At 33.8% G+C, this 26,851-nt stretch carries 20 protein-coding genes; 14 read left to right on the forward strand and 6 right to left on the reverse strand.

The features are described 5' to 3' along the window. Positions 1-185 precede the first annotated feature (185 nt). Complete coding sequence (locus IDG45_RS10885; RefSeq protein ID WP_042908057.1) at positions 186-2,045, reverse strand: amidase domain-containing protein; 1,860 nt, start codon at positions 2,043-2,045, stop codon at positions 186-188. Between the two features lie 210 nt (positions 2,046-2,255). Between IDG45_RS10885 and IDG45_RS10890 the strand changes: the two genes are divergently transcribed. Beyond that, on the forward strand, positions 2,256-5,237 hold the full coding sequence (locus IDG45_RS10890) for a YhgE/Pip domain-containing protein (protein WP_000785097.1): 2,982 nt from the start codon (positions 2,256-2,258) through the stop codon (positions 5,235-5,237). Positions 5,238-5,348: 111 nt separating this feature from the next. On the opposite strand, the gene manA is transcribed toward IDG45_RS10890, so the two are convergent. The 4 genes from manA to IDG45_RS10910 all read right to left on the reverse strand — a co-directional run bounded on the left by manA (position 5,349) and on the right by IDG45_RS10910 (position 10,902). Continuing rightward, positions 5,349-6,287, reverse strand: coding sequence for a mannose-6-phosphate isomerase, class I (gene manA / locus IDG45_RS10895; RefSeq protein ID WP_001173206.1), 939 nt, complete (start codon positions 6,285-6,287; stop codon positions 5,349-5,351). A 13-nt stretch (positions 6,288-6,300) separates the two neighbouring features. After that, entirely contained in the window at positions 6,301-8,253 is a 1,953-nt protein-coding gene (locus tag IDG45_RS10900; RefSeq protein ID WP_000706098.1) for a PTS fructose transporter subunit IIABC, read from the reverse strand. A gap of 76 nt (positions 8,254-8,329) precedes the next feature. Further along, entirely contained in the window at positions 8,330-10,204 is a 1,875-nt protein-coding gene (locus IDG45_RS10905) for a BglG family transcription antiterminator (protein ID WP_000887010.1), read from the reverse strand. 239 nt (positions 10,205-10,443) lie between these two features. Beyond that, positions 10,444-10,902: a hypothetical protein gene (locus IDG45_RS10910; RefSeq protein WP_000734788.1), complete on the reverse strand. Its 459-nt coding sequence runs from the start codon at positions 10,900-10,902 to the stop codon at positions 10,444-10,446. Between the two features lie 257 nt (positions 10,903-11,159). Between IDG45_RS10910 and isaB the strand changes: the two genes are divergently transcribed. The 13 genes from isaB to IDG45_RS14020 all read left to right on the forward strand — a co-directional run bounded on the left by isaB (position 11,160) and on the right by IDG45_RS14020 (position 25,319). Then, entirely contained in the window at positions 11,160-11,687 is a 528-nt protein-coding gene (isaB, locus tag IDG45_RS10915) for an immunodominant staphylococcal antigen IsaB (protein ID WP_001044566.1), read from the forward strand. 423 nt (positions 11,688-12,110) lie between these two features. After that, positions 12,111-13,640, forward strand: a complete 1,530-nt coding sequence (aur, locus tag IDG45_RS10920) for a zinc metalloproteinase aureolysin (RefSeq protein ID WP_001225029.1) — start codon at positions 12,111-12,113, stop codon at positions 13,638-13,640. A gap of 366 nt (positions 13,641-14,006) precedes the next feature. Then, entirely contained in the window at positions 14,007-14,456 is a 450-nt protein-coding gene (locus tag IDG45_RS10925; protein ID WP_000748760.1) for an arginine repressor, read from the forward strand. 2 nt (positions 14,457-14,458) lie between these two features. Continuing rightward, positions 14,459-14,626, forward strand: coding sequence for a hypothetical protein (locus IDG45_RS10930; protein ID WP_206171624.1), 168 nt, complete (start codon positions 14,459-14,461; stop codon positions 14,624-14,626). Between the two features lie 176 nt (positions 14,627-14,802). Further along, a complete protein-coding gene (gene arcA, locus IDG45_RS10935) occupies positions 14,803-16,038 on the forward strand; it encodes an arginine deiminase (RefSeq protein ID WP_000129409.1) in 1,236 nt (411 codons plus the stop codon). A gap of 32 nt (positions 16,039-16,070) precedes the next feature. Further along, positions 16,071-17,081, forward strand: a complete 1,011-nt coding sequence (argF, locus tag IDG45_RS10940) for an ornithine carbamoyltransferase (RefSeq protein WP_000136167.1) — start codon at positions 16,071-16,073, stop codon at positions 17,079-17,081. Positions 17,082-17,171: 90 nt separating this feature from the next. Beyond that, entirely contained in the window at positions 17,172-18,602 is a 1,431-nt protein-coding gene (gene arcD / locus IDG45_RS10945; RefSeq protein ID WP_001005835.1) for an arginine-ornithine antiporter, read from the forward strand. A gap of 16 nt (positions 18,603-18,618) precedes the next feature. Next, a complete protein-coding gene (arcC, locus tag IDG45_RS10950) occupies positions 18,619-19,560 on the forward strand; it encodes a carbamate kinase (protein WP_000660032.1) in 942 nt (313 codons plus the stop codon). Positions 19,561-19,658: 98 nt separating this feature from the next. Beyond that, positions 19,659-20,363 (forward strand): Crp/Fnr family transcriptional regulator, encoded by a 705-nt coding sequence (locus IDG45_RS10955; RefSeq protein WP_000138224.1) that lies wholly within the window; start codon positions 19,659-19,661, stop codon positions 20,361-20,363. Positions 20,364-20,711: 348 nt separating this feature from the next. Beyond that, positions 20,712-23,519: an MSCRAMM family adhesin clumping factor ClfB gene (gene clfB, locus IDG45_RS10960; RefSeq protein WP_206171626.1), complete on the forward strand. Its 2,808-nt coding sequence runs from the start codon at positions 20,712-20,714 to the stop codon at positions 23,517-23,519. A gap of 115 nt (positions 23,520-23,634) precedes the next feature. Further along, positions 23,635-24,396 carry an alpha/beta hydrolase gene (locus IDG45_RS10965; protein WP_111063717.1) on the forward strand — a complete coding sequence of 254 codons (762 nt, stop codon included), beginning with the start codon at positions 23,635-23,637 and terminating at the stop codon, positions 24,394-24,396. Between the two features lie 244 nt (positions 24,397-24,640). After that, positions 24,641-25,096: a MarR family winged helix-turn-helix transcriptional regulator gene (locus tag IDG45_RS10970; RefSeq protein ID WP_000106185.1), complete on the forward strand. Its 456-nt coding sequence runs from the start codon at positions 24,641-24,643 to the stop codon at positions 25,094-25,096. Positions 25,097-25,217: 121 nt separating this feature from the next. After that, positions 25,218-25,319 (forward strand): SE2200 family small protein, encoded by a 102-nt coding sequence (locus IDG45_RS14020; RefSeq protein ID WP_000731972.1) that lies wholly within the window; start codon positions 25,218-25,220, stop codon positions 25,317-25,319. A gap of 59 nt (positions 25,320-25,378) precedes the next feature. On the opposite strand, the gene IDG45_RS10980 is transcribed toward IDG45_RS14020, so the two are convergent. Next, positions 25,379-26,803 (reverse strand): alkaline phosphatase, encoded by a 1,425-nt coding sequence (locus IDG45_RS10980; protein WP_000948997.1) that lies wholly within the window; start codon positions 26,801-26,803, stop codon positions 25,379-25,381. Positions 26,804-26,851 lie beyond the last annotated feature (48 nt).

Here is a 26,851-nt window from a genome sequence, read left to right on the forward strand (position 1 = left end):
CCTTTTTCATATTCTTGAAACATATATAGCAGTACATCTATGTCTACTTTAGGTTTTATTGACATAAATAAAGCTCCCTTCAAAGTTTTCATTTTTTCAATGTCTACTTTGAAGGGAGCATTTCAATATGCTTAAGTCCGAACTCATTGTTTATACTTATAAATTTTACGGGTTTAATATAATACTTATTTACCTGTAATATATGATAATTCTTCAGCGGCAGATGCGTTGATAGTTCTATGAGAAATGATACCTAATCCTTTAACATTGGATTCTGAAATAACGATAGAACCATCACTGTTAACTTTTTCAACAAATGCTACATGACCGTAATGTTGATCTGCACCAAATTGTCCAGCCTCAAATACAACAGCAGCATGACGTTTTGGTGTATGACTTACTTGATAATCACGGTATTGAGCTCGATTATTCCAATTATGTGCATCACCTAAATCACCTGAGATAGATGTACCAAATTGTTTCATACGGTTATATACGTACCAAGTACATTGGCCATGTGGATATGGCATACTATCAGATACCTCGCGGAAAGGTTTGAATTCATCTGATGAATCATCATAATCCTTGATAGAACGTTCATATTTATCTAAATCTGGCATGCGTTCATCGTCAAACTGAGTTAATTGATAGTGTTTAATAATACTGTTTAATTTCTTAGCATAGTTTGGATCTGTAGCATATGTTTTAGATAAGTGTGATGTTGCATCTTTATAAGAATCGGCTTCCGATTTCCATGTTGGTTTATAAATTGTTCGATTGCCATCAATACCATTTTTAATAAGGTCAGAGTAATCTTTTAGTGATTCTTTCGTGCTTGGATATTTTCGGAATCCAGCATTAATACTATACAATTGATTACCATCAGCTTCTAATGTGTTAAAAGGAACAGAATTCCCTTCAAAAGCACCTTTGATACCGAATAAATTATGGTTTGGTGACTTAGCTAAAGCACTACGACCTGAGTCAGATTCTAAGATTGCTTGGGCAATCATGACAGACGCATAAATATCGTTATCTTGACCAATGCGATGTGCATCTTTAGCAATTGATTTTACAAATTGACGTGTATCTTTTGAGTCAACAACGTTAAATTGTCCACTATCATCATTGTTAGATATACTAGGATCTGTTTCGAATAATGATGTTGCACGTGTATCCTTTTGATTAACATCGTTATTGAATGATTGAGCAGGTTTAGATTTATGTTTCAATTCATCTTGTGTTGGTAACTGTGGATTCTTTGTATTAGATTTTTCATTTTTGTCTTTTTTAGATTGAGATGCGTAATCTTTTTGTGTTTTCTTTGCATCTTCACTGTATTGATCCAAAATAGAGTCTAAAGCCGAATCTGACATTGATTGATTATCTTTCGATGAAGATTTTTGATTTGCTTTATCGTCACTTGCTGGTTGACTATTTGATTGATTTGGTTGTGTTGGCTTTGGCGAATTTGGTTGCTTGTTAGATGTACTTGGTTTTGAATTGTTTGATTTAGGTGCTTTTTGATTGTCTGCTTTATCTTGTTTAGATGATTGCGTATCAGTGTCATTTTTGATGCTATTGTCACTGTTTTTATTCGAATCATTTGTTGACTTTTCACCATTACGAGGTTGTTCGTAATCAGAAATATCCGAATTTAAATTGAATAAGTTTTGGATTAAAGTTGTTAATGAGTAATTATCATCGTATTTATTTTTGGTTAGCAATTGGTTTATATTGGTTTGTGGTAAATTCTTATAAATAAAATCAATGATATTGTTAGAGTCTGAAGTGCTGTCGTCTATAGTTTTAAATTTTTTGTCGTTATTGTCTTGGTTACTTGTATTATTGTTGTCTGCTTTATCAATATCTTTACTTGTAGTATCCTTAGAAGTTTCATCGTCATTAGATTTTTTTGAATCATGAGATGTTGTCTTAGCTGTAGTATCTTTTTGAGGTGTATCAGCATAAGCGGTAGGTGAAACTAAAGTAGGTAATACGAGCGTAGTTGATAGCAAATAAATTAAAATTTTATTTTTAGGCATATTTCGTATTCTCCCTTGAAAAATATAATAATTAAGTGTGATAATAAACTATGATTTGTTATAATTTATCGTATGCTGAAAATAGTTGATAGGTATCAATCGACTAAATATCTTCCAGTAAATTGATTATACTAATTCACAACGCAAAAATAAATTAATTTACAAAAAATATATAAAAAATATGAATAATTCCTACATAGGAGTGTGACAATGAAGAACGCATTTAAATTATTTAAAATGGATCTGAAGAAAGTAGCTAAGACGCCAGCTGTGTGGATTATCTTAGCAGGCTTAGCTATTTTACCATCGTTCTACGCTTGGTTTAACTTATGGGCAATGTGGGATCCATATGGCAACACGGGACACATCAAGGTCGCAGTCGTTAATGAAGATAAAGGCGACACAATCAGAGGGAAAAAAGTTAATGTCGGTAATACGATGGTTAATACACTCAAGAAAAATAAAAGCTTTGATTGGCAGTTTGTAAGTAGAGAGAAAGCTGATCATGAGATAAAAATGGGTAAATATTTTGCAGGTATTTACATCCCATCTAAGTTTACACATGAAATTACTGGAACACTACGTAAGCAGCCTCAAAAAGCAGATGTAGAATTTAAGGTGAATCAGAAGATTAACGCTGTTGCGTCTAAGCTAACAGATACTGGTTCGTCAGTTGTCGTTGAAAAAGCGAATGAACAATTTAATAAAACAGTAACTCGAGCATTATTAGAAGAAGCTAACAAAGCAGGTTTAACTATTGAAGAAAATGTGCCGACAATTAACAAGATAAAAAATGCGGTATATTCAGCAGATAAAGCTTTACCTAAGATTAATGACTTTGCGAATAAAATTGTATATTTGAATAACCACCAAGCGGATTTAGATAAATATGCGAATGATTTTAGAAAACTAGGAAATTATAAAGGTGATATTTTAGATGCTCAGAAAAAATTAAACGAAGTCAATGGTGCTATTCCGCAACTTAATGAAAAGGCTAAGTTGATATTAGCTTTAAATAATTATATGCCGAAAATTGAAAAAGCGTTAAATTTTGCAGCTGATGACGTGCCAGCGCAGTTCCCTAAAATTAATCAAGGACTTAACATTGCGAGTCAAGGTATTGATCAAGCTAATGGACAGTTAAATGATGCCAAAGGCTTCGTCACACAAGTTAGAAGTAGAGTCGGTGATTATCAAGATGCAATTCGACGCGCGCAAGATTTAAATCGAAGAAATCAGCAACAGATTCCTCAAAATAGCGCGGCGAACAACGAAACATCAAATAGTGCACCTGCAGCTGGTAATGGTGTAGCACCAACGCCACCAAGTGCACCAAGTGGCGATACCGCACCAAATAATAATGTTACGCAAAATACCGCACCAAATAGTAATAATGCGCCTGTATCGACTACACCACAAAGTACAAGCGGGAAAAAAGATGGGCAAAGTTTTGCAGATATAACAACAACACAAGTCAGCACAGCTAACGAGAACACACAAAACATTACAGATAAAGATGTTAAATCAATGGAAGCGGCATTAACGGGCTCTTTATTATCATTATCAAATAATTTAGATACCCAAGCGAAAGCCGCACAAAAAGATAGTCAGGCATTACGTAATATTTCGTATGGCATTTTAGCATCGGACAAGCCTTCTGATTTTAGAGAGTCTTTAGATAATGTTAAGTCCGGTTTAGAATACACAACTCAATATAATCAACAATTTATCGATACATTAAAAGAGATTGAGAAGAATGAAAATGTTGATTTATCAAAAGAAATTGATAAGGTAAAGGCAGCTAATAATAGAATTAATGAATCACTAAGGTTAGTTAATCAATTAAGCAATGCATTAAAGAATGGTAGTTCAGGAACTGCTGAAGCTACTAAATTACTAGATCAACTGTCAAAACTAGATTCATCATTATCATCATTTAGAGATTATGTTAAAAAAGATATTAACAGCTCTTTAGTATCAATATCACAACGTATTATGGATGAATTGAATAAAGGGCAAACGGCATTGTCTAATGTTCAGTCTAAGCTAAATACAATTGATCAAGTCATTAACAGTGGACAAGCTATTTTAAAAAATGGTAAAACACGTATCGATCGTTTACAAACAGTATTACCAAGTATTGAACAACAATACATTAGTGCTGTTAAAAATGCTCAAGCAAACTTCCCTAAAGTGAAAAGTGATGTAGCGAAAGCAGCTAACTTTGTACGTAACGATTTACCACAGTTGGAGCAACGTTTAACCAATGCGACAGCAAGTGTGAATAAAAATTTACCAACGTTATTAAATGGTTATGATCAAGCGGTAGGATTACTAAATAAAAATCAGCCACAAGCGAAAAAGGCTTTATCAGATTTAGCTGATTTTTCTCAAAATAAATTGCCTGATGTTGAAAAAGATTTGAAAAAAGCGAATAAAATTTTCAAGAAATTAGACAAAGATGATGCAGTCGATAAATTAATCGACACGCTTAAGAATGATTTGAAAAAGCAAGCGGGTATTATTGCAAATCCTATTAATAAGAAGACTGTTGATGTTTTCCCAGTTAAGGATTATGGTTCAGGTATGACACCATTCTATACTGCACTGTCAGTATGGGTAGGTGCACTCTTGATGGTAAGTTTATTAACGGTTGATAATAAACATAAGAGTCTAGAGTCAGTGTTAACGACACGACAAGTGTTCTTAGGTAAGGCAGGATTCTTTATAATGCTTGGTATGTTGCAAGCACTCATTGTATCGGTTGGAGATTTGTTAATCCTAAAAGCAGGGGTTGAGTCACCTGTATTATTCGTACTTATAACGATTTTCTGTTCGATTATTTTCAACTCAATCGTATACACGTGCGTTTCATTACTTGGTAACCCAGGTAAAGCCATTGCAATCGTATTGCTTGTATTACAAATTGCAGGTGGTGGAGGAACATTCCCAATTCAAACTACGCCACAATTTTTCCAAAACATTTCGCCATACTTACCATTTACGTATGCAATTGATTCATTACGTGAAACAGTAGGCGGTATTGTTCCGGAAATCTTAATTACAAAATTAATTATATTAACGTTATTTGGCATAGGATTCTTCGTTGTAGGTTTAATTTTAAAACCTGTAACAGATCCATTGATGAAGCGCGTATCTGAAAAAGTTGACCAAAGTAACGTTACAGAATAAAAATTAAATCCACACATTAGGGTTATAGCTCCTTAATGTGTGGATTTTTATGTTTTTAGACAGAAGAGATAGTAATTTCTGTCTTTTATGGGACGGGTGTTATCATTGCTATTATCCAGGATGACTTACTATAGCACTAATATTACCGACAAAGTGAATATCTTCGTCTTCCGTAGTTAAAATAAAGCTAGAACCTTTTTGGATGTCATAGTGCTTATCGTTTACTGCTAAAGTGCCAGTACCATCGATAATTGTAACTAAGCAATAAGCATGTGGTTTATTGAATTTTAAATCTCCATGAATATCCCATTTATATACTGCAAAATACTGATTATCTACAAATTGAGTTACAGTGTGTGTGTCGATGTGAGTTGTTATAGGAGTAGTATTTGGTTCATGATTGCCTAATTCAATCACATCTTTACTTTGCTCTAAGTGCAAATCACGCAATTGACCATTTTGATCTCGTCTATCATAGTCATAAATACGGTATGTCGTATCGGATGATTGTTGTGTCTCTAAAATTAAAATACCCGAACCAATGGCATGGACAGTGCCAGCAGGAACATAATAAAAATCACCGGGCTTAACAGGTATACGTTTGAAAAGACTGTCAAATTCATGATTATCAATCATGTCGATTAACGTCTGTTTATTATGTGCATGTACGCCATATATAATTTCAGCACCTGGGGCTGCATCTAAAATATACCAACATTCTGTTTTACCTAGTTCGCCTTCGTGTTTTAAAGCGTAATCATCATCCGGATGAACTTGAACAGATAATTTATCATTGGCATCTAATACTTTAGTTAGCAGAGGGAAACTATCTCGTGAATCATTATCGAATAATTCACGATGTTGTGACCAAAGTTGATCTAGGGTCATATCCTTGTATGGACCATTGATAATTGTATTAGGACCATTTGGATGTGCAGAAATTGCCCAGCATTCACCAGTTGTTTTATTAGGGATATCATAGTTAAATGCTTTTAATGCATGACCGCCCCAAATTCTGTCTTTAAAAACGGGTTGTAAAAATAATGCCATAGTTAAAACTCCTCTATATTTTCATTAATAAGTTGTAAATTTCTGTAGTACTGTTTGCATTAATTAGTGATTGGCGTGTCTCATCATTCATTAACGCTTTAGATAAGCGCTGAAGTATTTTTAAATGTGTATCCTGACTGTTGTTTGGTACGGCAATTAAGAATATCAATTGAGGTAGACTACCATCTAGGCTCTCCCATTTAACTCCATGATTATTTTTCATAACAGCTACAATCGGTTGTTTTACAACATCAGACTTTGCATGTGGAATGGCCACGTTCATGCCAATAGCTGTCGTAGACTCCATTTCACGTTCTAGGATTGCATTTTTTAAATGCGATGTGTGCTCAACATAACGGCAAATTTTAAGTTTATGAATCAACATATCAATTGCTTCGTTTCGAGACATGTCGTGATCAGTAATTACCATAGTTTGTTGATCAAAAACATGAGAAGGTTTATTGAGATGTGAATGTTTCGCGGTGTTATCTACATTGTCAACCTCTGTATCATGTTGTGTTATATCTGTATCATGAAGTTGCGTGTGTTGCGCTGGTGCATCTACTGCTATAACTGGTGTATTGCGTTTTAATAATAGTACAGTAATCATTGTGACAAGACTACCTACTATCACTGCAAAGGTAAACCATAATATATGATCAATACCACCTAATACAGCCACAATTGGACCTCCATGTGCGACTCTATCGCCGACACCACCAATGGCTGCAATGACTGATGCAATCATTGCACCAATGATGTTTGCAGGTATAATGCGCAATGGATCTTGCGCTGCGAAAGGAATAGCACCTTCAGTAATACCAAATAGTCCCATAGTGAAGGAAGCCTTACCCATTTCTCTTTCGGAATGATTGAATTTATACTTTTGAACAAACGTTGCTAAACCTAAACCGATTGGTGGTGTACATACAGCAACTGCGACCATACCCATAACGGCGTAATTACCTTCAGCAATAAGTGCTGAGCCAAATAAAAATGCTACTTTGTTTACTGGACCGCCCATATCGAAGGCGATCATCGCACCTATAATCATCGCAAGTATAATAATATTAGCACCTTGCATACTTTTTAACCAGGTTGTTAATGCCTCAAAAATATTAGAAATTGGTGCACCGATTAAAAATATAAATATCAATCCTACAACGACCGATGAAATAATGGGAATAATAATGATAGGCATAATTGGTGCCATTGCTTTTGGAACTTTAATATCTTTAATCCACTTTGCGATATAACCTGCTAAGAAACCAGCAACAATACCACCTAAAAATCCTGCGCCTGCATCACTGCCATAAAAACTACCGTCAGCAGCGATAGCGCCGCCAATCATACCAGGAACGAGACCGGGCTTGTCAGCGATACTAACAGCGATATATCCAGCTAGTATTGGGACCATAAATTTAAAGGCTAAACTACCAATGTTTTCAATGGATTTCCAAAATGAATCATCTGGGATGACTAATCCTTTTGATGTCGTTTCACCGCCTAGAGTCAGCGCGATGGCGATAAGGAGTCCACCAACTACGATAAAAGGAACCATAAACGATACACCGTTCATTAAATGTTGATACACCATTTGAATACCACTTTTAGACTTATCGCGATCTTTCGAATGATAATTTGTTTCAGATTGATAAATAGGCGCATCTTGATTAATGATACGTTGAATTAGATCTCTCGGATTATGAATCCCTTCGCGAACATTTTCATTAATCAACCGTTTACCAACAAATCGGGACAGATCAACTTGTTTATCAGCTGCAATTATGACACCGTCAGCTTCTTCGATGTCTTGCGTAGTTAAAACATTTTCAGCACCAACACCGCCCTGTGTCTCTACTTTAATATCCACACCCATTTCTTTTGCTACCTGCTCAAGTTTTTCTTGAGCCATATATGTATGTGCAATGCCATTTGGGCATGAGGTAATAGCTACAATTTTCATAAAATCATCTCCTTTTCTATATTGTAAGCGCATTCTCGATACTAAAAAAAAGAATAATTACCGTTACTAGTGGCAATTATTCTTGTAAGTATTCAAATAACTGTTGCTTTAAACTATGATCATCTAAACTACATAAATGGTTCACTGAATCATCATCCAAGTTAGCAATTAATTGCATCATTTGTTTTGTAAAAGCTTTGTCTTTATGCGAAATCGCTAAGAAAAAGACAAGTTTGACATCGTGTTGTCGCCAAGGAAAAACATCTTTTGTACGAAAAATAAGCACATGTGATTGTAAAACTTTTTCAGGATCTCCATGAGGAATCGCCATAAAATTACCTATGTATGTAGAAGATGATTTCTCACGCTCTAAAGCTGATTCGATATATCCTTCTACAATCGCATGATGTGCTTGTAATATTTTTTGAGCTTCTTCAAAAATTTGCACAGTATGTCGTGGTTTTTGTTCAGTATTTACGACAAGGAAATTGACAGTGTCCATATGATGATGTGCTTGAACCGGATTTTGCTTTTGCTTCACAACGTGTCTGATTTTGTGACGGTCATCTTCAGAAAATAATGGTGCAACCTTGATAATCGTTAGGTGCTTAGGAAGTATGTTTAGCGTTTGTTTTGGAATATCATGGGTCGTTATTAATAAATCTACATTGTCAAAGTGATAGTGTGTTATATTTTCTAGTTTAATCGTATTTATCACTGACAACTCTTCGGATAAGTTATTTATTTTAGTTTCTAAAAAATTCGACACACCTAGACCATAATAACAAGCGATGACTACATTTAATTGTGTTTTGGTACGACGCTCGATGGCAGCTTGAAAATGAATGGTTAAAAAGGCAATTTCATCTTCGCTCATCTCTATATCAGTATCAATTGCTAATTTATCAATCGCTTCAAAAAGTGTGTTAAACACAAAGGGATAGAGTTTTTTAATCTCTATAACTAAAGGATTGTTTAAATAAATGTTTTGAGTGATACGTAAATATGCTTTACTAAAATGATTATATAAATTTTGTTGTAAAATCGAATCTTCATTGAAAGGTACATGAATATGTTGCTGCATCAATTCGATTAAGCGATCAATATAACTTTGTATAAATATACGTTCTATGCCAATATCGAGTTTATTAAAATGATAACCAATAAAGAATGAAAACATATTGATTACTTTTTCGTTCAAGTCATAACCTAATCTTTCGTTGATTTGCTTAATGCAAGATTGAGATATCAATTTTGCATCGTGGTTTAACGTGTCTAGCTCACTTAAAGATTGCTTACGTTTAATGATTAAAATGAGATGAATTAAAAGCTGTTGTATTTGAATATCAGTTGTTTCAATACTATGTTGTTGAAGTGTCTCTTGTATAATATGCGAAATCATCCTTTGGTGTGAATCAGGTAATTCATTTAAAATTAGGTCTTCAACATGTACATGCCCTGATGATAATTGATTTAAATGGATGATGGCATTAGTGATATCATTATCTGTTCCATCGACCACAATACCTTGTTTTTTCTTGATTGTTAAAGCGATATTAAATTTTTGACACCATTGTTGAATTCGAACGAAATAGTCGTTGAGCACAGTTTTAGATAATAGATAATCTTGCTCTAGTTGTTGCAATGTCTGCGATTTATTGTGCATTAGCAGTTGATACGCCATAGATAATAATAGTTTTTCTTTATATGATTGAATATGCGTGTAACGTTCAGTTATCGTTTCTAAGGTATACTGCGATGTATTTAATTGATATCCTTTAGATTTAATACTTACGATGATATCATCCATAAAATTGCTATTGATAACATGGATATCATTGCGAACTGTGCGGTTTGAAACATTGACATGTTCAGCAATTTCATTAGAACTAATGTGCTTTGATGGATTTTTAATAAAAAACTGGAGTAGTTTTAAGTGTCTATCAAGCATTTAACATGTACCTCCTTTCTAAATTTTCCGTGTAAGCGTTTTTAAAGGTGTATTAATATTATTAAACATGAGAGCTTATACATACGTCAATGACATTAAAGCGAACTTTTATATGAATTTAACAGAGTGCGAATTATGCAAATAAAGAACAGCAGTAAGATATTTCAAATAGAAAAATATCATACTGCTGTTTTTCTGGATTTATGTACCTGATACTTGTGGACGTATCAGGTAAATGATTAATTTTTAGGTGATTGTGCTTGAGGTGTTTGTTTAGAAGGCGTATTGGTATTATTTGATTTATTAGCAGGTGGTGTGTTCTGTTGTTGATTATTTTGGTTGTTTGTTGACGATTGACTGCCACCACCGTGAGTATTATTTTTATTTGAATTTGAGTCTTTTGGCTGAGCTGGTTGCGTATTCGAAGGTGCTGTTGAATGGTTGTTAGGAACATTTGACGGTAAAGATGGTTGATTGTCATTAGTAACGTTATTGCCATTATTTTGATTTTTATCTGCTTTGTCTGCACTATCATCTTGTTGATCATTTTCTTCGGTGTCTGTCTTTTTATGCGTAGCTTTATTTTCTTGTTCTTGGTTATTACTTGATGATGTAGAATGATTTATTGCAGCATAAATTGCGAACCCAAGTGCTCCGATTAATACGATAATTACGATGGTAATAAGAAGTTTTTTCAAATATAACGCCTCCATGTTAATGAAAAGTAGTCGATACGTGAAGCTAAATAATTTATTTCAATATTGCCATAATCATTTTAAAAAATAAATATTAGAAAATTAGACGATATTAATATTTTCATTGTTTTTTGTGTACTTCAATTAGTATAACAAAACTGTTATGTATTTATAAATATAATCATTAGTATTTTTATGGCTGGAAAAGTTATAATAAAAGTGTAAGGAATAAAATATTTGTATGGAAAAGAGAGATAATTATGAATAAAACCAGTAAAGTTTGTGTAGCAGCAACATTAGCATTGGGCACACTGATTGGAGTAACAGTTGTTGAAAATTCGGCGCCAACAAGTAATCAGGCACAGGCAGCAATAACCCCATATTATACTTACAATGGTTATATTGGTAATAATGCTAATTTTATTCTGGATAAGAATTTTATTAACGCGATTAAGTATGATAACGTGAAATTCAATGGTATTAAATTAGCTAAAACGAATACGATAAAAAAAGTAGAGAAATATGATCAAACTTTTAAAGGTGTTTCTGCAAAAGGAAACGAAGCAAGTCAATTGCAATTTGTAGTTAAAAATAATATTTCATTAAAAGATATCCAAAAAGCTTATGGCAAGGACTTGAAAAAAGAAAATGGTAAAACAAAGGAAGCTGATAGCGGTATTTTTTACTATCAAAATGCTAAAAAGACATTAGGCATCTGGTTTGTCGTTGATCATAATAGAGTTGTCGAAGTAACAGTTGGACATACACCATACAAAACAAGTAAATAAAACAATAGCATATTAAGGCTAGAGTGTGAGGAGTGATACCGCATTCTAGTCTTTTTTATTAAATAATAACGATTATTGCATCTTACATAGTTGTTTGAAATTGATAAAAATGTTTATTTGATCATGCTTATTTAAATAGTTATCTCACATATTTCAAGCATTGATTAAGTATATAGAGCACTATTTTGTATTTGTTAATATTTTCACAAAAATAAAGCCTTGATAAATTTTAAAATATAATTAAGCTAAATTTTTAAAATTTTATTTAGCTACAGATAACATTTTTAAAAAAGAAAAGAATCAATAAATAAAATCAACGAACAAAAAGTATCGAAATAAATAGAAATAATCATTTACTTTTCTGAAAAATTAAATTAATATTTTATTTATAAGCTGTTTTTAAGATTTCAGGAGGAATGAAATGTGAGGAAATTTTCAAGATATGCATTTACAAGTATGGCAGCAGTAACCTTGTTGAGCACTTTATCACCAGCAGCATTAGCGATTGATTCAAACAATAAACCAGCTAATTCTGATATTAAATTTGAGGTGACTCAAAAGAGTGATGCGGTCAAAGCATTAAAAGAATTGCCTAAATCCGAAAATGTAAAAAATATTTATCAAGATTACGCTGTTACTGATGTAAAAACTGATAAAAAAGGATTTACGCATTACACATTGCAACCGAGTGTTGATGGTGTTCATGCACCTGACAAAGAAGTGAAAGTACACGCAGACAAATCAGGAAAAGTCGTTTTAATCAATGGGGATACTGATGCGAAGAAAGTAAAGCCAACGAATAAAGTGACATTAAGTAAAGATGACGCAGCCGACAAAGCATTTAAAGCAGTTAAGATTGATAAGAATAAAGCGAAAAATCTTAAAGATAAAGTCATTAAAGAAAACAAAGTTGAAATCGATGGTGACAGTAATAAATACGTTTATAATGTTGAGTTAATTACAGTGACACCAGAAATTTCACATTGGAAAGTTAAAATTGATGCTCAAACTGGCGAAATTTTAGAAAAAATAAACTTAGTTAAAGAAGCTGCAGAAACTGGTAAAGGAAAAGGTGTACTTGGCGATACAAAAGATATTAATATCAATAGTATTGACGGTGGATTTAGCCTAGAAGATTTAACGCATCAAGGTAAATTATCAGCATTTAGCTTTAATGATCAAACAGGTCAAGCAACATTGATTACTAATGAAGATGAAAACTTCGTAAAAGATGAGCAACGTGCTGGCGTAGATGCAAATTATTACGCTAAACAAACATATGATTATTACAAAGACACATTTGGTCGTGAATCATATGACAACCAAGGTAGTCCAATTGTTTCATTAACGCATGTTAATAACTACGGTGGTCAAGATAACAGAAATAATGCCGCATGGATTGGTGACAAAATGATCTATGGTGATGGTGATGGTCGCACATTCACAAGTTTATCGGGTGCAAATGACGTAGTAGCACACGAATTAACACACGGTGTGACACAAGAGACTGCGAACTTAGAATATAAGGACCAGTCAGGCGCTCTAAATGAAAGCTTTTCAGATGTTTTTGGATACTTTGTAGATGACGAGGATTTCTTAATGGGTGAAGATGTCTACACACCTGGAAAAGAGGGAGACGCTTTACGCAGCATGTCAAACCCAGAACAATTTGGTCAACCAGCTCATATGAAAGACTATGTATTCACTGAAAAAGATAATGGTGGCGTACATACGAATTCTGGAATTCCAAATAAAGCAGCTTATAACGTGATTCAAGCAATAGGGAAATCTAAATCAGAACAAATTTACTACCGAGCATTAACGGAATACTTAACAAGTAATTCAAACTTCAAAGATTGTAAAGATGCATTATACCAAGCGGCTAAAGATTTATATGACGAGCAAACAGCTGAACAGGTGTATGAAGCATGGAATGAAGTAGGCGTGGAGTAAAAATATATAAACAAGAAGAAGTAATGTTAAACACTTATAAATAATTAAATTTTAAATACAGCTTATATATAGGGTATACCTACATTGATAATTGACTTTGTAGGTGTACCCTCTTTTTGTAATTAGATGAGAGGAGTGTGAGGGTTGTCTGCCGAAAGACTACTCGGCAGCCTAAAATCATTACTAGTAGCAAATATGTGATAATTAAATGCTGACTTAGAATACAAAATTCATTTTAAAAGTTGTCACAAAAAATTTACATGTATTTTTATTATCTTTTGCAAAACAAAGTGTTAAATTATAAATGAAACATGCATGAATTTATTTTTTAATACAAGAAACGTAACTACCAAAGGAGTTTACAATATGAAGAAAAGTAAACGATTAGAAATTGTTTCTACAATAGTTAAAAAGCATAAGATTTATAAAAAAGAACAAATCATTTCATATATTGAAGAATATTTTGGTGTAAGATATAGTGCAACAACAATTGCTAAAGACTTGAAAGAACTTAATATATATCGTGTCCCTATCGATTGTGAAACATGGATTTATAAAGCTATTAATAATCAAACAGAACAAGAGATGAGAGAAAAGTTTAGACACTATTGTGAACATGAAGTTCTAAGTTCAATCATCAATGGTTCATACATTATCGTCAAAACCTCACCTGGTTTCGCCCAAGGCATAAACTATTTTATCGATCAGCTAAATATAGAAGAGATATTAGGTACGGTGAGTGGAAATGACACTACATTAATCTTAACTGCCTCAAATGATATGGCAGAATACGTATACGCAAAATTATTTAAATAGATATGTATCAAATGAATAATAAAAATTTGTTTCGTATCACGTGTACTCAAGTTAGTTTCCGAATATTAACTTGTGTACGCGTTTTTTTATGGAAAGAAAGAATTCATAGTCATTCATTTGACTGTATAAAAAACTTTATACAACATGTTTTTGCGGGTATTTTTGAATAAAAAATGTATATTTTGACTCAAAACACCTTTATTTATGTATAAAAATCCATTATTATGTATTGTATAACAAAAAGATATGAAATTTTCGACTTTCTTTATGTGAATATAATCACATGTAAGCGTTTGAAGATTGTCTATACTCTAAATGAATTCAAAGATAAAAGGAGGAAATAGACATGACAGATGGTCCAATTAAAGTAAATAGCGAAATTGGAGCTTTAAAAACTGTGTTACTTAAGCGTCCTGGAAAAGAATTAGAAAATTTAGTACCTGATTATTTAGATGGATTACTATTTGATGATATTCCATATTTAGAAGTAGCTCAAAAAGAGCATGACCATTTTGCACAGGTGCTAAGAGAAGAGGGTGTTGAAGTACTTTACCTTGAGAAGTTAGCAGCTGAAAGTATTGAAAATCCTCAAGTAAGAAGTGAATTTATTGATGATGTATTAGCAGAGTCTAAAAAAACAATATTAGGTCATGAAGAAGAAATTAAGGCATTATTTGCGACACTTTCTAATCAAGAACTTGTAGATAAAATAATGTCAGGGGTACGTAAGGAAGAAATTAATCCGAAATGTACACATCTAGTAGAGTATATGGATGATAAGTATCCATTCTATTTAGATCCAATGCCAAACCTTTATTTTACTAGAGATCCACAAGCCTCAATAGGACACGGTATAACAATCAATCGGATGTTCTGGAGAGCACGACGACGAGAATCAATATTTATTCAATATATTGTAAAGCATCATCCTAGATTTAAAGATGCGAATATTCCAATCTGGTTAGATCGAGATTGCCCATTCAATATTGAAGGCGGCGATGAACTTGTTTTATCTAAAGATGTCTTGGCTATAGGCGTTTCAGAACGTACATCTGCACAAGCTATTGAAAAGTTAGCGCGACGTATTTTTGAAAATCCGCAGGCGACGTTTAAAAAAGTAGTAGCAATTGAAATTCCAACTAGTCGAACATTTATGCACTTAGATACAGTATTTACAATGATAGATTATGACAAATTTACAATGCATTCAGCCATTTTAAAGGCAGAAGGCAATATGAATATATTTATTATTGAATATGATGACGTAAATAAAGATATTGCCATCAAACAATCTAATCATTTAAAAGATACTTTAGAAGACGTACTAGGTATAGATGATATCCAATTCATTCCAACAGGAAATGGTGATGTCATTGATGGTGCTAGAGAGCAATGGAATGATGGCTCAAATACATTATGTATAAGACCAGGTGTTGTAGTGACTTACGATAGAAACTATGTATCGAATGATTTATTGAGACAAAAAGGCATTAAAGTCATTGAAATATCTGGTAGCGAGTTGGTACGTGGACGTGGGGGTCCTAGATGTATGAGTCAACCACTATTCAGAGAAGACATTTAACGTAATAAATTATAGAAACGAGGGTGAAAATAATGACAGAAATTCAAAAACCGTATGATTTAAAAGGCAGATCATTATTAAAAGAAAGTGATTTTACCAAAGCAGAATTCGAAGGACTTATTGATTTTGCAATTACATTAAAAGAGTATAAGAAAAACGGTATTAAGCATCACTACTTATCTGGAAAAAATATTGCACTACTATTCGAAAAGAATTCGACGAGAACGCGTGCAGCGTTTACAGTTGCGTCTATTGATTTAGGTGCGCATCCAGAATTTTTAGGGAAAAATGATATTCAATTAGGCAAAAAAGAATCTGTAGAGGATACTGCGAAAGTATTAGGTAGAATGTTCGATGGTATTGAATTCCGTGGTTTTTCACAACAAGCTGTTGAAGATTTAGCGAAGTTCTCTGGTGTACCGGTGTGGAATGGATTAACAGATGATTGGCATCCTACACAAATGTTAGCTGATTTTATGACAATAAAAGAGAATTTTGGATATCTAGAAGGAATAAACTTAACTTACGTTGGAGATGGACGTAATAATATTGCGCATTCATTAATGGTAGCAGGTGCTATGTTAGGTGTTAATGTAAGAATTTGTACACCTAAATCATTAAATCCAAAAGAGGCATATGTTGATATTGCAAAAGAAAAAGCGAGTCAATATGGTGGTTCAGTCATGATTACGGATAATATTGCAGAAGCAGTTGAAAATACAGATGCTATATATACAGATGTTTGGGTATCGATGGGTGAAGAAAGTGAATTTGAACAACGTATTAATTTATTAAAAGACTATCAAGTGAATCAACAGATGTTTGATTTAACAGGTAAAGATTCAACGATATTCTTACATTGTTTACCAGCATTCCATGATACAAATACACTTTATGGACAAGAAATTTATGAAAAATATGGATTAGCTGAAATGGAAGTTACAGACCAAATCTTTAGAAGTGAACATTCAAAAGTGTTTAATCAAGCTGAAAATAGAATGCATACAATTAAGGCAGTAATGGCAGCAACATTGGGGAGTTAATCACTAAATGGAACGATATGAATATGATGTGTCTGATGATATAAGTGTCATGTACAGACACCTCATATTGGTATTAAAGGAGAAATGAATATGAACGAATCAGGAGATAACAAACTCAGTAAATCTTCTTTAATTGGACTAGTTATAGGATCCATGATTGGTGGCGGTGCGTTCAATATAATGTCTGATATGGGCGGTAAAGCCGGTGGATTAGCCATTATTATTGGTTGGATTATTACAGCTATAGGAATGATTTCATTAGCGTTCGTATTTCAAAATTTAACCAATGAACGGCCGGAGCTAGACGGTGGTATTTATAGTTATGCTCAAGCAGGATTTGGCGATTTTGTAGGCTTTATCAGTGCTTGGGGATATTGGTTCTCAGCGTTTTTAGGCAATGTTGCCTATGCAACACTATTGATGTCAGCAGTAGGTAACTTTTTCCCGATTTTTAAAGGAGGCAACACATTACCAAGTATTATTGTCGCCTCGTTACTACTCTGGGGTGTCCATTTCTTGATTTTAAAAGGCGTTGAAACAGCAGCATTTATCAATAGTATTGTTACTGTTGCAAAGTTAATACCGATTTTACTTGTAATCATATGCATGATAATTGCATTCAATTTTGACACTTTTAAAACAGGCTTTTTCGGTATGACGTCAGAGGGTGTATTGCCATTTAGTTGGGCGAGCACAATGAGCCAAGTTAAAAGTACGATGCTAGTGACAGTATGGGTGTTTATCGGTATCGAAGGTGCAGTAATTTTTTCTAGTAGAGCTAAAAATAAAAAAGATGTAGGTAGTGCCACGGTTATAGGACTTATATCAGTTTTAATTATCTATTTCTTATTAACTGTATTAGCTCAAGGCGTGATTTTGCAAAATCATATTTCTCAATTAGATTCGCCAAGTATGGCACAGGTGCTTGCAACTATTGTAGGTGGTTGGGGATCTACACTTGTAAATATTGGTTTAATTATTTCGGTACTAGGTGCATGGTTAGGATGGACACTGCTTGCTGGTGAATTACCTTTCATTGTTGCAAAAGATGGATTATTTCCAAAATGGTTTGCTAAAGAAAATAAAAATGGAGCACCTGTAAATGCACTGCTTATTACCAATATATTAGTACAATTATTTTTAATAAGTATGCTATTTACACAGAGTGCGTATCAATTTGCATTTTCACTAGCATCAAGTGCTATTTTATACCCTTATATGTTCAGTGCATTTTACCAAGTTAAATACACTTTAGAGCATAGACAGCAAGCAACTACTAAACAATGGACGATTGGTATCATAGCCTCAATTTATGCTATATGGCTTATATATGCAGCAGGTATCAATTACTTATTATTGACGATGTTACTTTATATTCCAGCTCTTCTTGTTTATTCAATCGTTCAAAAGAATAATCAGACACGTTTGATTAAATCAGACTATATTCTTTTTATGATTATTATCGTACTTGCAGTTATCGGGTTAATTAAGTTATTGATGGGAACGATAAATGTTTTTTAAAAGGAGCGACAAAAATATGAAAGAGAAAATTGTCATTGCATTAGGCGGTAATGCGATACAGACAAAAGAAGCAACAGCTGAAGCACAACAAACAGCTATTAGACGTGCGATGCAAAACCTTAAACCTTTATTTGATTCACCAGCGCGTATTGTCATTTCACATGGTAATGGCCCACAAATTGGAAGTTTATTAATCCAACAAGCTAAATCGAACAGTGACACAACGCCGGCAATGCCATTGGATACTTGTGGTGCAATGTCACAGGGTATGATAGGCTATTGGTTGGAAACTGAAATCAATCGCATTTTAACTGAAATGAATAGTGATAGAACTGTAGGCACAATCGTTACACGTGTGGAAGTAGATAAAAATGATCCACGATTTGATAACCCAACTAAACCAATTGGTCCTTTTTATACGAAAGAAGAAGTTGAAGAATTACAAAAAGAACAGCCAGACTCAGTCTTTAAAGAAGATGCAGGACGTGGTTATAGAAAAGTAGTTGCGTCACCACTACCTCAATCTATACTAGAACACCAGTTAATTCGAACTTTAGCAGACGGTAAAAATATTGTCATTGCATGCGGTGGTGGCGGTATTCCAGTTATAAAAAAAGAAAATACCTATGAAGGTGTTGAAGCGGTTATAGATAAAGATTTTGCTAGTGAGAAATTAGCAACGCTGATTGAAGCAGATACCTTAATGATTCTTACGAATGTAGAAAATGTATTTATTAACTTTAATGAACCTAATCAACAACAAATCGATGATATTGATGTAGCAACACTGAAAAAATACGCAGCACAAGGTAAGTTTGCGGAAGGATCGATGTTGCCAAAAATAGAAGCTGCGATACGATTTGTTGAAAGTGGGGAAAACAAAAAAGTTATCATTACCAATTTAGAGCAGGCATACGAAGCTTTGATTGGTAATAAAGGTACACACATTCACATGTAGCACTTTATCACGCGACAAAACATTAAATATGTTTCTCCGTTGATTCAAATGAAAAAGTTGTCTGCTGACACTTTGCAAGGTTTGAAGGAGTTTAACTTATGACAGAAAACTTTATTTTGGGTAGAAATAATAAATTAGAACATGAACTAAAGGCATTAGCAGATTACATTAATATCCCATATAGTATATTACAACCATATCAAAGTGAATGTTTTGTCAGACATTATACGAAAGGCCAAGTTATTTATTTTTCGCCACAAGAAAGTAGCAATATTTACTTTTTAATTGAAGGTAACATTATTAGAGAACATTACAATCAAAATGGAGATGTATATCGTTATTTTAATAAAGAGCAAGTATTATTTCCAATCGTTAACTTATTTCATCCGAAAGAAGTTAACGAATTGTGTACAGCATTAACCGATTGTACAGTTCTTGGATTGCCTAGAGAATTGATGGCCTTTTTGTGCAAAGCTAATGATGATATATTTTTGACACTTTTTGCATTAATAAATGATAATGAGCAGCAACACATGAACTATAATATGGCATTAACAAGTAAATTTGCTAAAGATCGAATTATCAAATTGTTATGCCATCTATGTCAGACAGTAGGATACGATCAAGATGAATTTTATGAAATCAAACAGTTTTTAACTATTCAACTCATGAGTGATATGGCTGGGATTTCCCGGGAAACAGCTGGTCATATTATTCATGAACTTAAAGATGAAAAACTTGTTGTTAAAGATCATAAAAATTGGTTAGTAAGCAAACATTTATTCAATGATGTATGTGTTTAATATACAATGTAAAATGAATAAGTTGAACATGAGGTCTAACGTACATTTATACGTTAGGCCTTTTTGTTAGCATGATGAATAATTTAAAATGTTAGTTAAATTTGATTGTTGAAATTACAGTAAAATTTAAGGTGATGAAAAATTTAGAACTTCTAAGTTTTTAAAAAGTAAAACATTTGCAATAGTGTAAAAATAGTATATTGATTTTTGCTAGTTAACAGAAAATTTTAAGTTATATAAATAGGAAGAAAACAAATTTTACGTAATTTTTTTCGAAAAGCAATTGATATAATTCTTATTTCATTATACAATTTAGACTAATCTAGAAATTGAAATGGAGTAATATTTTTGAAAAAAAGAATTGATTATTTGTCGAATAAGCAGAATAAGTATTCGATTAGACGTTTTACAGTAGGTACCACATCAGTAATAGTAGGGGCAACTATACTATTTGGGATAGGCAATCATCAAGCACAAGCTTCAGAACAATCGAACGATACAACGCAATCTTCGAAAAATAATGCAAGTGCAGATTCCGAAAAAAACAATACGATAGAAACACCTCAATTAAATACAACGGCTAATGATACATCTGATATTAGTGCAAACACAAACAGTGCGAATGTAGATAGCACAGCAAAACCAATGTCTACACAAACGAGCAATACCACTACAACAGAGCCAGCTTCAACAAATGAAACACCTCAACCGACGGCAATTAAAGATCAAGCAACTGCTGCAAAAATGCAAGATCGAACTGTTCCTCAAGAAGCAAATTCTCAAGTAGATAATAAAACAACGAATGATGCTAATAGCATAACAACAAACAGTGAGCTTAAAAATCCTCAAACATTAGATTTACCACAATCATCACCACAAACGATTTCCAATGCGCAAGGAACTAGTAAACCAAGTGTTAGAACGAGAGCTGTACGTAGTCTTGCAGTTGCTGAACCTGTAGTAAATGCTGCTGATGCTAAAGGCACAAATGTAAATGATAAAGTTACGGCAAAAGATTTTCAATTAGAAAAGACTACATTTGACCCTAACCAAAGTGGTAATACTTTTATGGCGGCAAACTTTACAGTGACTGGACAAGTGAAATCAGGGGATTATTTTACAGCGAAGTTACCAGAAAGTTTAACTGGTAATGGAGACGTGGATTACTCTAACTCGAATAATACGATGCCAATTGCAGATATTAAAAGTACGAATGGCAATGTTGTAGCTAAAGCAACATATGATATCTTGACTAAGACGTATACATTTGTCTTTACAGATTATGTAAATGATAAAGAAAATATTAACGGACAATTTTCATTACCTTTATTTACAGACCGAGCAAAGGCACCTAAATCAGGAACATATGATGCAAATATTAATATTGCGGATGAAATGTTTAACAATAAAATTACTTATAACTATAGTTCACCAATTGCAGGAATTGATAAGCCAAATGGCGCGAACATTTCTTCTCAAATTATTGGTGTAGATACAGCTTCAGGTCAAAACACATACAAGCAAACGGTATTTGTTAACCCTAAGCAACGAGTTTTAGGTAATACGTGGGTGTATATTAAAGGTTACCAAGATAAAATCGAAGAAAGTAGCGGTAAAGTAAGTGCTACAGATACAAAACTGAGAATTTTTGAAGTGAATGATACATCTAAATTATCAGATAGCTACTATGCGGACCCAAATGACTCTAATCTTAAAGAAGTAACTGATCAATTTAAGGATAAAATCACTTATAAATACCAAAATGTAGCAAGTATTAATTTTGGTGATATTACTAAAACGTATGTTGTATTAGTGGAAGGTCACTATGATAATACTGGTAAAAACTTGAAAACACAGGTTATTCAAGAAAATATTGACCCAGCGACAGGTAAAGACTACAGTATTTTCGGATGGAATAATGAGAATGTTGTACGTTATGGTGGTGGAAGTGCTGATGGTGATTCAGCAGTAAATCCGAAAGATCCAACTCCAGGGCCACCGGTTGACCCAGAGCCAGAACCGGAGCCAACGCCGGATCCAGAACCAAGTCCAGACCCGGATCCGGAACCAACGCCAGATCCAGAGCCAAGCCCAGAACCAGATCCGGATTCGGATTCGGACAGTGACTCAGGCTCAGACAGCGACTCAGGTTCAGACAGTGACTCGGACTCAGACAGTGAGTCAGATTCAGACAGCGATTCAGACTCAGACAGTGAGTCAGACTCAGATAGTGACTCAGATTCAGACAGCGATTCGGATTCAGACAGTGAGTCAGATTCAGACAGCGATTCAGACTCAGACAGTGAGTCAGACTCAGATAGTGACTCAGATTCAGACAGCGATTCTGATTCAGACAGCGATTCAGACTCAGACAGTGAGTCAGACTCAGATAGTGACTCAGATTCATACAGCGATTCTGATTCAGACAGCGACTCGGATTCAGACAGTGAGTCAGATTCAGATAGTGATTCGGATTCAGACAGCGACTCAGATTCAGATAGCGATTCGGATTCAGACAGCGACTCAGACTCAGATAGTGACTCAGACTCAGACAGTGACTCCGATTCAGATAGCGATTCGGACTCAGACAGTGAGTCAGATTCAGATAGTGATTCGGATTCAGACAGCGACTCAGATTCAGATAGCGATTCGGATTCAGACAGCGACTCAGACTCAGATAGTGACTCAGACTCAGACAGTGACTCAGACTCAGACAGTGAGTCAGATTCAGATAGCGATTCGGATTCAGATAGCGACTCCGATTCAGATAGTGATTCGGATTCAGACAGCGACTCAGATTCAGACAGCGATTCGGATTCAGACAGCGATTCAGACTCAGACAGTGACTCCGATTCAGATAGTGATTCGGATTCAGACTCAGACAGTGACTCCGATTCAGATAGCGATTCGGACTCAGATAGCGACTCCGATTCAAGAGTTACACCACCAAATAATGAACAGAAAGCACCATCAAATCCTAAAGGTGAAGTAAACCATTCTAATAAGGCATCAAAACAACACAAAACTGATGCTTTACCAGAAACAGGAGATAAGAGCGAAAACACAAATGCAACTTTATTTGGTGCAATGATGGCATTATTAGGATCATTACTATTGTTTAGAAAACGCAAGCAAGATTATAAAGAAAAAGCGTAAATACTTTTTAGGCCGAATACATTTGTATTCGGTTTTTTTTGTTGAAAATGATTTTAAAGTGAATTGTTTAAGCGTAAAATGTTGATAAAGTAGAATTAGAAAGGGGTCATGACGTATGGCTTATATTTCATTAAACTATCATTCACCAACAATTGGTATGCATCAAAATTTGACAGTCATTTTACCGGAAGATCAAAGCTTCTTTAATAACGATACAACTGCTAAACCATTAAAAACTTTAATGTTGTTACATGGATTATCAAGTGATGAAACGACATATATGAGATATACAAGCATAGAAAGGTATGCGAATGAACACAAATTAGCTGTGATTATGCCCAATGTGGATCATAGCGCATATGCTAACATGGCATATGGTCATAGCTATTATGATTATATTTTGGAAGTATATGATTATGTTCATCAAATATTTCCACTTTCCAAAAAGCGTGATGACAATTTTATAGCAGGTCACTCTATGGGAGGATATGGCACAATTAAATTTGCATTAACACAAGGGGATAAATTTGCCAAAGCTGTACCATTATCTGCTGTGTTTGAAGCGCAAAATTTAATGAATCTAGAGTGGAATGATTTTTCAAAAGAGGCCATAATTGGCAATCTTTCAAGTGTTAAAGGAACTGAACATGATCCGTATTACTTGCTAGACAAAGCTGTAGCTGAAGATAAACAAATTCCAAAATTGCTCATTATGTGTGGTAAACAAGACTTTTTATATCAAGACAACTTAGATTTTATCGATTATTTATCACGCAAAAATGTTCCTTATCAATTTGAAGATGGACCAGGAGATCATGATTATGCATATTGGGACCAAGCGATTAAGCGTGCTATAACATGGATGGTGAATGATTAATTATTTCTTGGAAAATATGTGGCTGCATTAAATACGCAGAGTGAGTGATACAAACTATTTACTCACGACTAACATTTCTGAGTGTTTAAATTAATTTTGTATTAATATGATTGGCGCAATTTGCTGATACACAAAAATGTTTCTCGTGAAACTTAGATTTAGCTTATAGTTTTATCATCATTTGTATGACTTACATTATAAATTTTATTATAATGAGGTTAACGCTTTGAAAGGAGTCATCATCATGTCGACCAATAAAAACGATTATGAGCATATGTTGTTTTATTTTGCATATAAAACGTTTATTACTACCGCTGATGAAATTATAGAGAAGTATGGTATGAGCCGTCAGCATCATCGTTTTTTGTTTTTTATCAATAAATTACCTGGTATTACTATTAAATCATTACTAGAAATATTAGAAATTTCTAAACAAGGATCACATGCAACACTTCAAAAATTAAAAGAGCAAGGTCTCATTATTGAAAAAGTTTTAGAGACTGATCGACGTGTCAAAAAATTATATTCGACGGATAAAGGCGATCAACTCATTGCTGAATTGAACAAGGCGCAAGATGAATTATTGCAAAATATATATCAACAAGTCGGTTCGGATTGGTATGATGTGATGGAAGCATTGGCTAAAGGGCGACCTGGCTTTGATTTTATTAAGCATTTGAAAGATGAAAAAGAAAGCTAGCATCAGAAATGTTAAAAATCTTCGCATTCTTAAATTTAAAAAATATGTCAAAAAGTGTATAATAAAAACATATAATTTAATTGAACTCAGTTTCAACACATCTTAGAAAGGAGTTTGAATGATGAAAAAATTAGCAGTTATTTTAACATTAGTTGGCGGTTTATACTTCGCATTTAAAAAATACCAAGAACGTGTTAACCAAGCACCTAACATTGAGTACTAAATTAAACCATAAAAAATTCCCGAACACCTTGTTGTAGTGCTCGGGAATTTTTTTATGCTTTACTTGAATATATCAAATATTATTTTTGCGCTTTCTGTATTTTCGATATTACCACTAAATGATTCTGATCTAGGTCCATAAGCGTAGGTATTAACATCCTCGCCTGTATGTCCATCGGAAGTCCACCCTGTATAAGATTTATCATTTACTGGCTTCTGAATTGCGTGTTGTAAGGCTTTTGTTTGTTTTTCTACATCTGCGGATTTTTCGTCTTTTTCTTTTTTAAGTAGTCTTTTTAGCTTTTTATTCTCTTTTTTAACCTTTTTCATATCATCTTGTGAAAATTCAAAGCCATAACCTTCATTAATAACTTTTTCAGGGTCTTCACCTTTAGCCATTTTTTCTGTCATATATGATCCAGAGTGTTTCATCGATTTAATCGGTTGAGGATTCCATTCGTATCCTTTATCTTTACCAATTGTTAGACCACCAGTAGAGTGATCTGCTGTTGCAACGACAAGTGTATCTTTATGTTTCTTAGCATATTGAATGGCGTCATCGAACGCTTTTTCAAAACCTTCCATTTCAGACATAACACCTGTAATATCGTTAGAATGCGCTGATTTATCTATAGAAGCACCTTCGACCATTAAAAAGAACCCTTTTTTATTACGCTCAAGCTTACTAAGTGCACTTTGTTGCATATCAGCTAATGATGGTTCGTCTTTAGAAGCATCTATTGCAAGTGGCATATTTTTATCTGCAAACAAACCAAGAACTTTATCTTTATCAGATTTTGATAACTCCTTACTGTTCGTGGCAAGATCGTAACCATCTTTTTTGAATTTTTTATCTAAATTGCCATTACTTTTACCGAAATATTTAGCGCCACCGCCTAATAAAACATCAACTTTATGCTTTCCGTTGATTTTATCTTTATAAAATTGTTTAGCGATTTCGTTTTTATCATCTCTAGAAGTCACGTGTGCAGCATATGCTGCTGGTGTTGCATCTGTTAATTCAGCTGTTGAAACAAGACCAGTCGACTTACCTTTTTCTTTTGCACGTTCAAGCACCGTCTTTACTTTCTGCTTGTTACTGTCAACACCGATGGCACCATTATATGTTTTATGACCAGAACTAAAGGCTGTTCCGCCAGCTGCAGAATCAGTAATATTCTGTTTTGGGTCATTTGAATATGTACGATTTGTGCCTTTTAAATATGAATCAAAAGCAGTAGGGGTCATTTCTTTAGCATGCGGATCATTTTTATAATAACGATAAGCTGTGTTAAATGATGGGCCCATGCCATCGCCAACTAAAAAGATAACATTTTTTGGATTTTTAGTATTACCAACCGCGAAACTTTCATCTTTAGTACTTTTATCGGATTGCGCAATTGCAGGTGTGACAGAACTAAAAACTGTTGACACGATAATAAGGTTAGCAACTGCAAATTTTGTGGCTTTTTTAATTGATAACATAAGACATCCTCCTGAGTATATGACTATGTCTTCAGTGTAAAAGAGGAA

Origin of the sequence: Staphylococcus sp. EG-SA-10, assembly GCF_017151945.1 — a bacterium.
Taxonomy (GTDB): Bacteria; Bacillota; Bacilli; order Staphylococcales; family Staphylococcaceae; genus Staphylococcus; species Staphylococcus aureus.

Coding starts and splice junctions, on each gene's coding strand:
- IDG45_RS10890 (WP_000785097.1), top strand. CDS start 2,256: ATGAAGAACGCATTTAAATTATTTAAAATGGATCTGAAGAAAGTAGCT.
- IDG45_RS10930 (WP_206171624.1), top strand. CDS start 14,459: ATGTATCAAATGAATAATAAAAATTTGTTTCGTATCACGTGTACTCAA.
- arcC (WP_000660032.1), top strand. CDS start 18,619: ATGAAAGAGAAAATTGTCATTGCATTAGGCGGTAATGCGATACAGACA.
- IDG45_RS10955 (WP_000138224.1), top strand. CDS start 19,659: ATGACAGAAAACTTTATTTTGGGTAGAAATAATAAATTAGAACATGAA.
- argF (WP_000136167.1), top strand. CDS start 16,071: ATGACAGAAATTCAAAAACCGTATGATTTAAAAGGCAGATCATTATTA.
- isaB (WP_001044566.1), top strand. CDS start 11,160: ATGAATAAAACCAGTAAAGTTTGTGTAGCAGCAACATTAGCATTGGGC.
- IDG45_RS10885 (WP_042908057.1), bottom strand. CDS start 2,045: ATGCCTAAAAATAAAATTTTAATTTATTTGCTATCAACTACGCTCGTA.
- IDG45_RS10970 (WP_000106185.1), top strand. CDS start 24,641: ATGTCGACCAATAAAAACGATTATGAGCATATGTTGTTTTATTTTGCA.
- IDG45_RS10925 (WP_000748760.1), top strand. CDS start 14,007: ATGAAGAAAAGTAAACGATTAGAAATTGTTTCTACAATAGTTAAAAAG.
- IDG45_RS10965 (WP_111063717.1), top strand. CDS start 23,635: ATGGCTTATATTTCATTAAACTATCATTCACCAACAATTGGTATGCAT.
- IDG45_RS10980 (WP_000948997.1), bottom strand. CDS start 26,803: ATGTTATCAATTAAAAAAGCCACAAAATTTGCAGTTGCTAACCTTATT.
- arcA (WP_000129409.1), top strand. CDS start 14,803: ATGACAGATGGTCCAATTAAAGTAAATAGCGAAATTGGAGCTTTAAAA.
- IDG45_RS10905 (WP_000887010.1), bottom strand. CDS start 10,204: ATGCTTGATAGACACTTAAAACTACTCCAGTTTTTTATTAAAAATCCA.
- manA (WP_001173206.1), bottom strand. CDS start 6,287: ATGGCATTATTTTTACAACCCGTTTTTAAAGACAGAATTTGGGGCGGT.
- arcD (WP_001005835.1), top strand. CDS start 17,172: ATGAACGAATCAGGAGATAACAAACTCAGTAAATCTTCTTTAATTGGA.
- IDG45_RS10900 (WP_000706098.1), bottom strand. CDS start 8,253: ATGAAAATTGTAGCTATTACCTCATGCCCAAATGGCATTGCACATACA.
- IDG45_RS14020 (WP_000731972.1), top strand. CDS start 25,218: ATGAAAAAATTAGCAGTTATTTTAACATTAGTTGGCGGTTTATACTTC.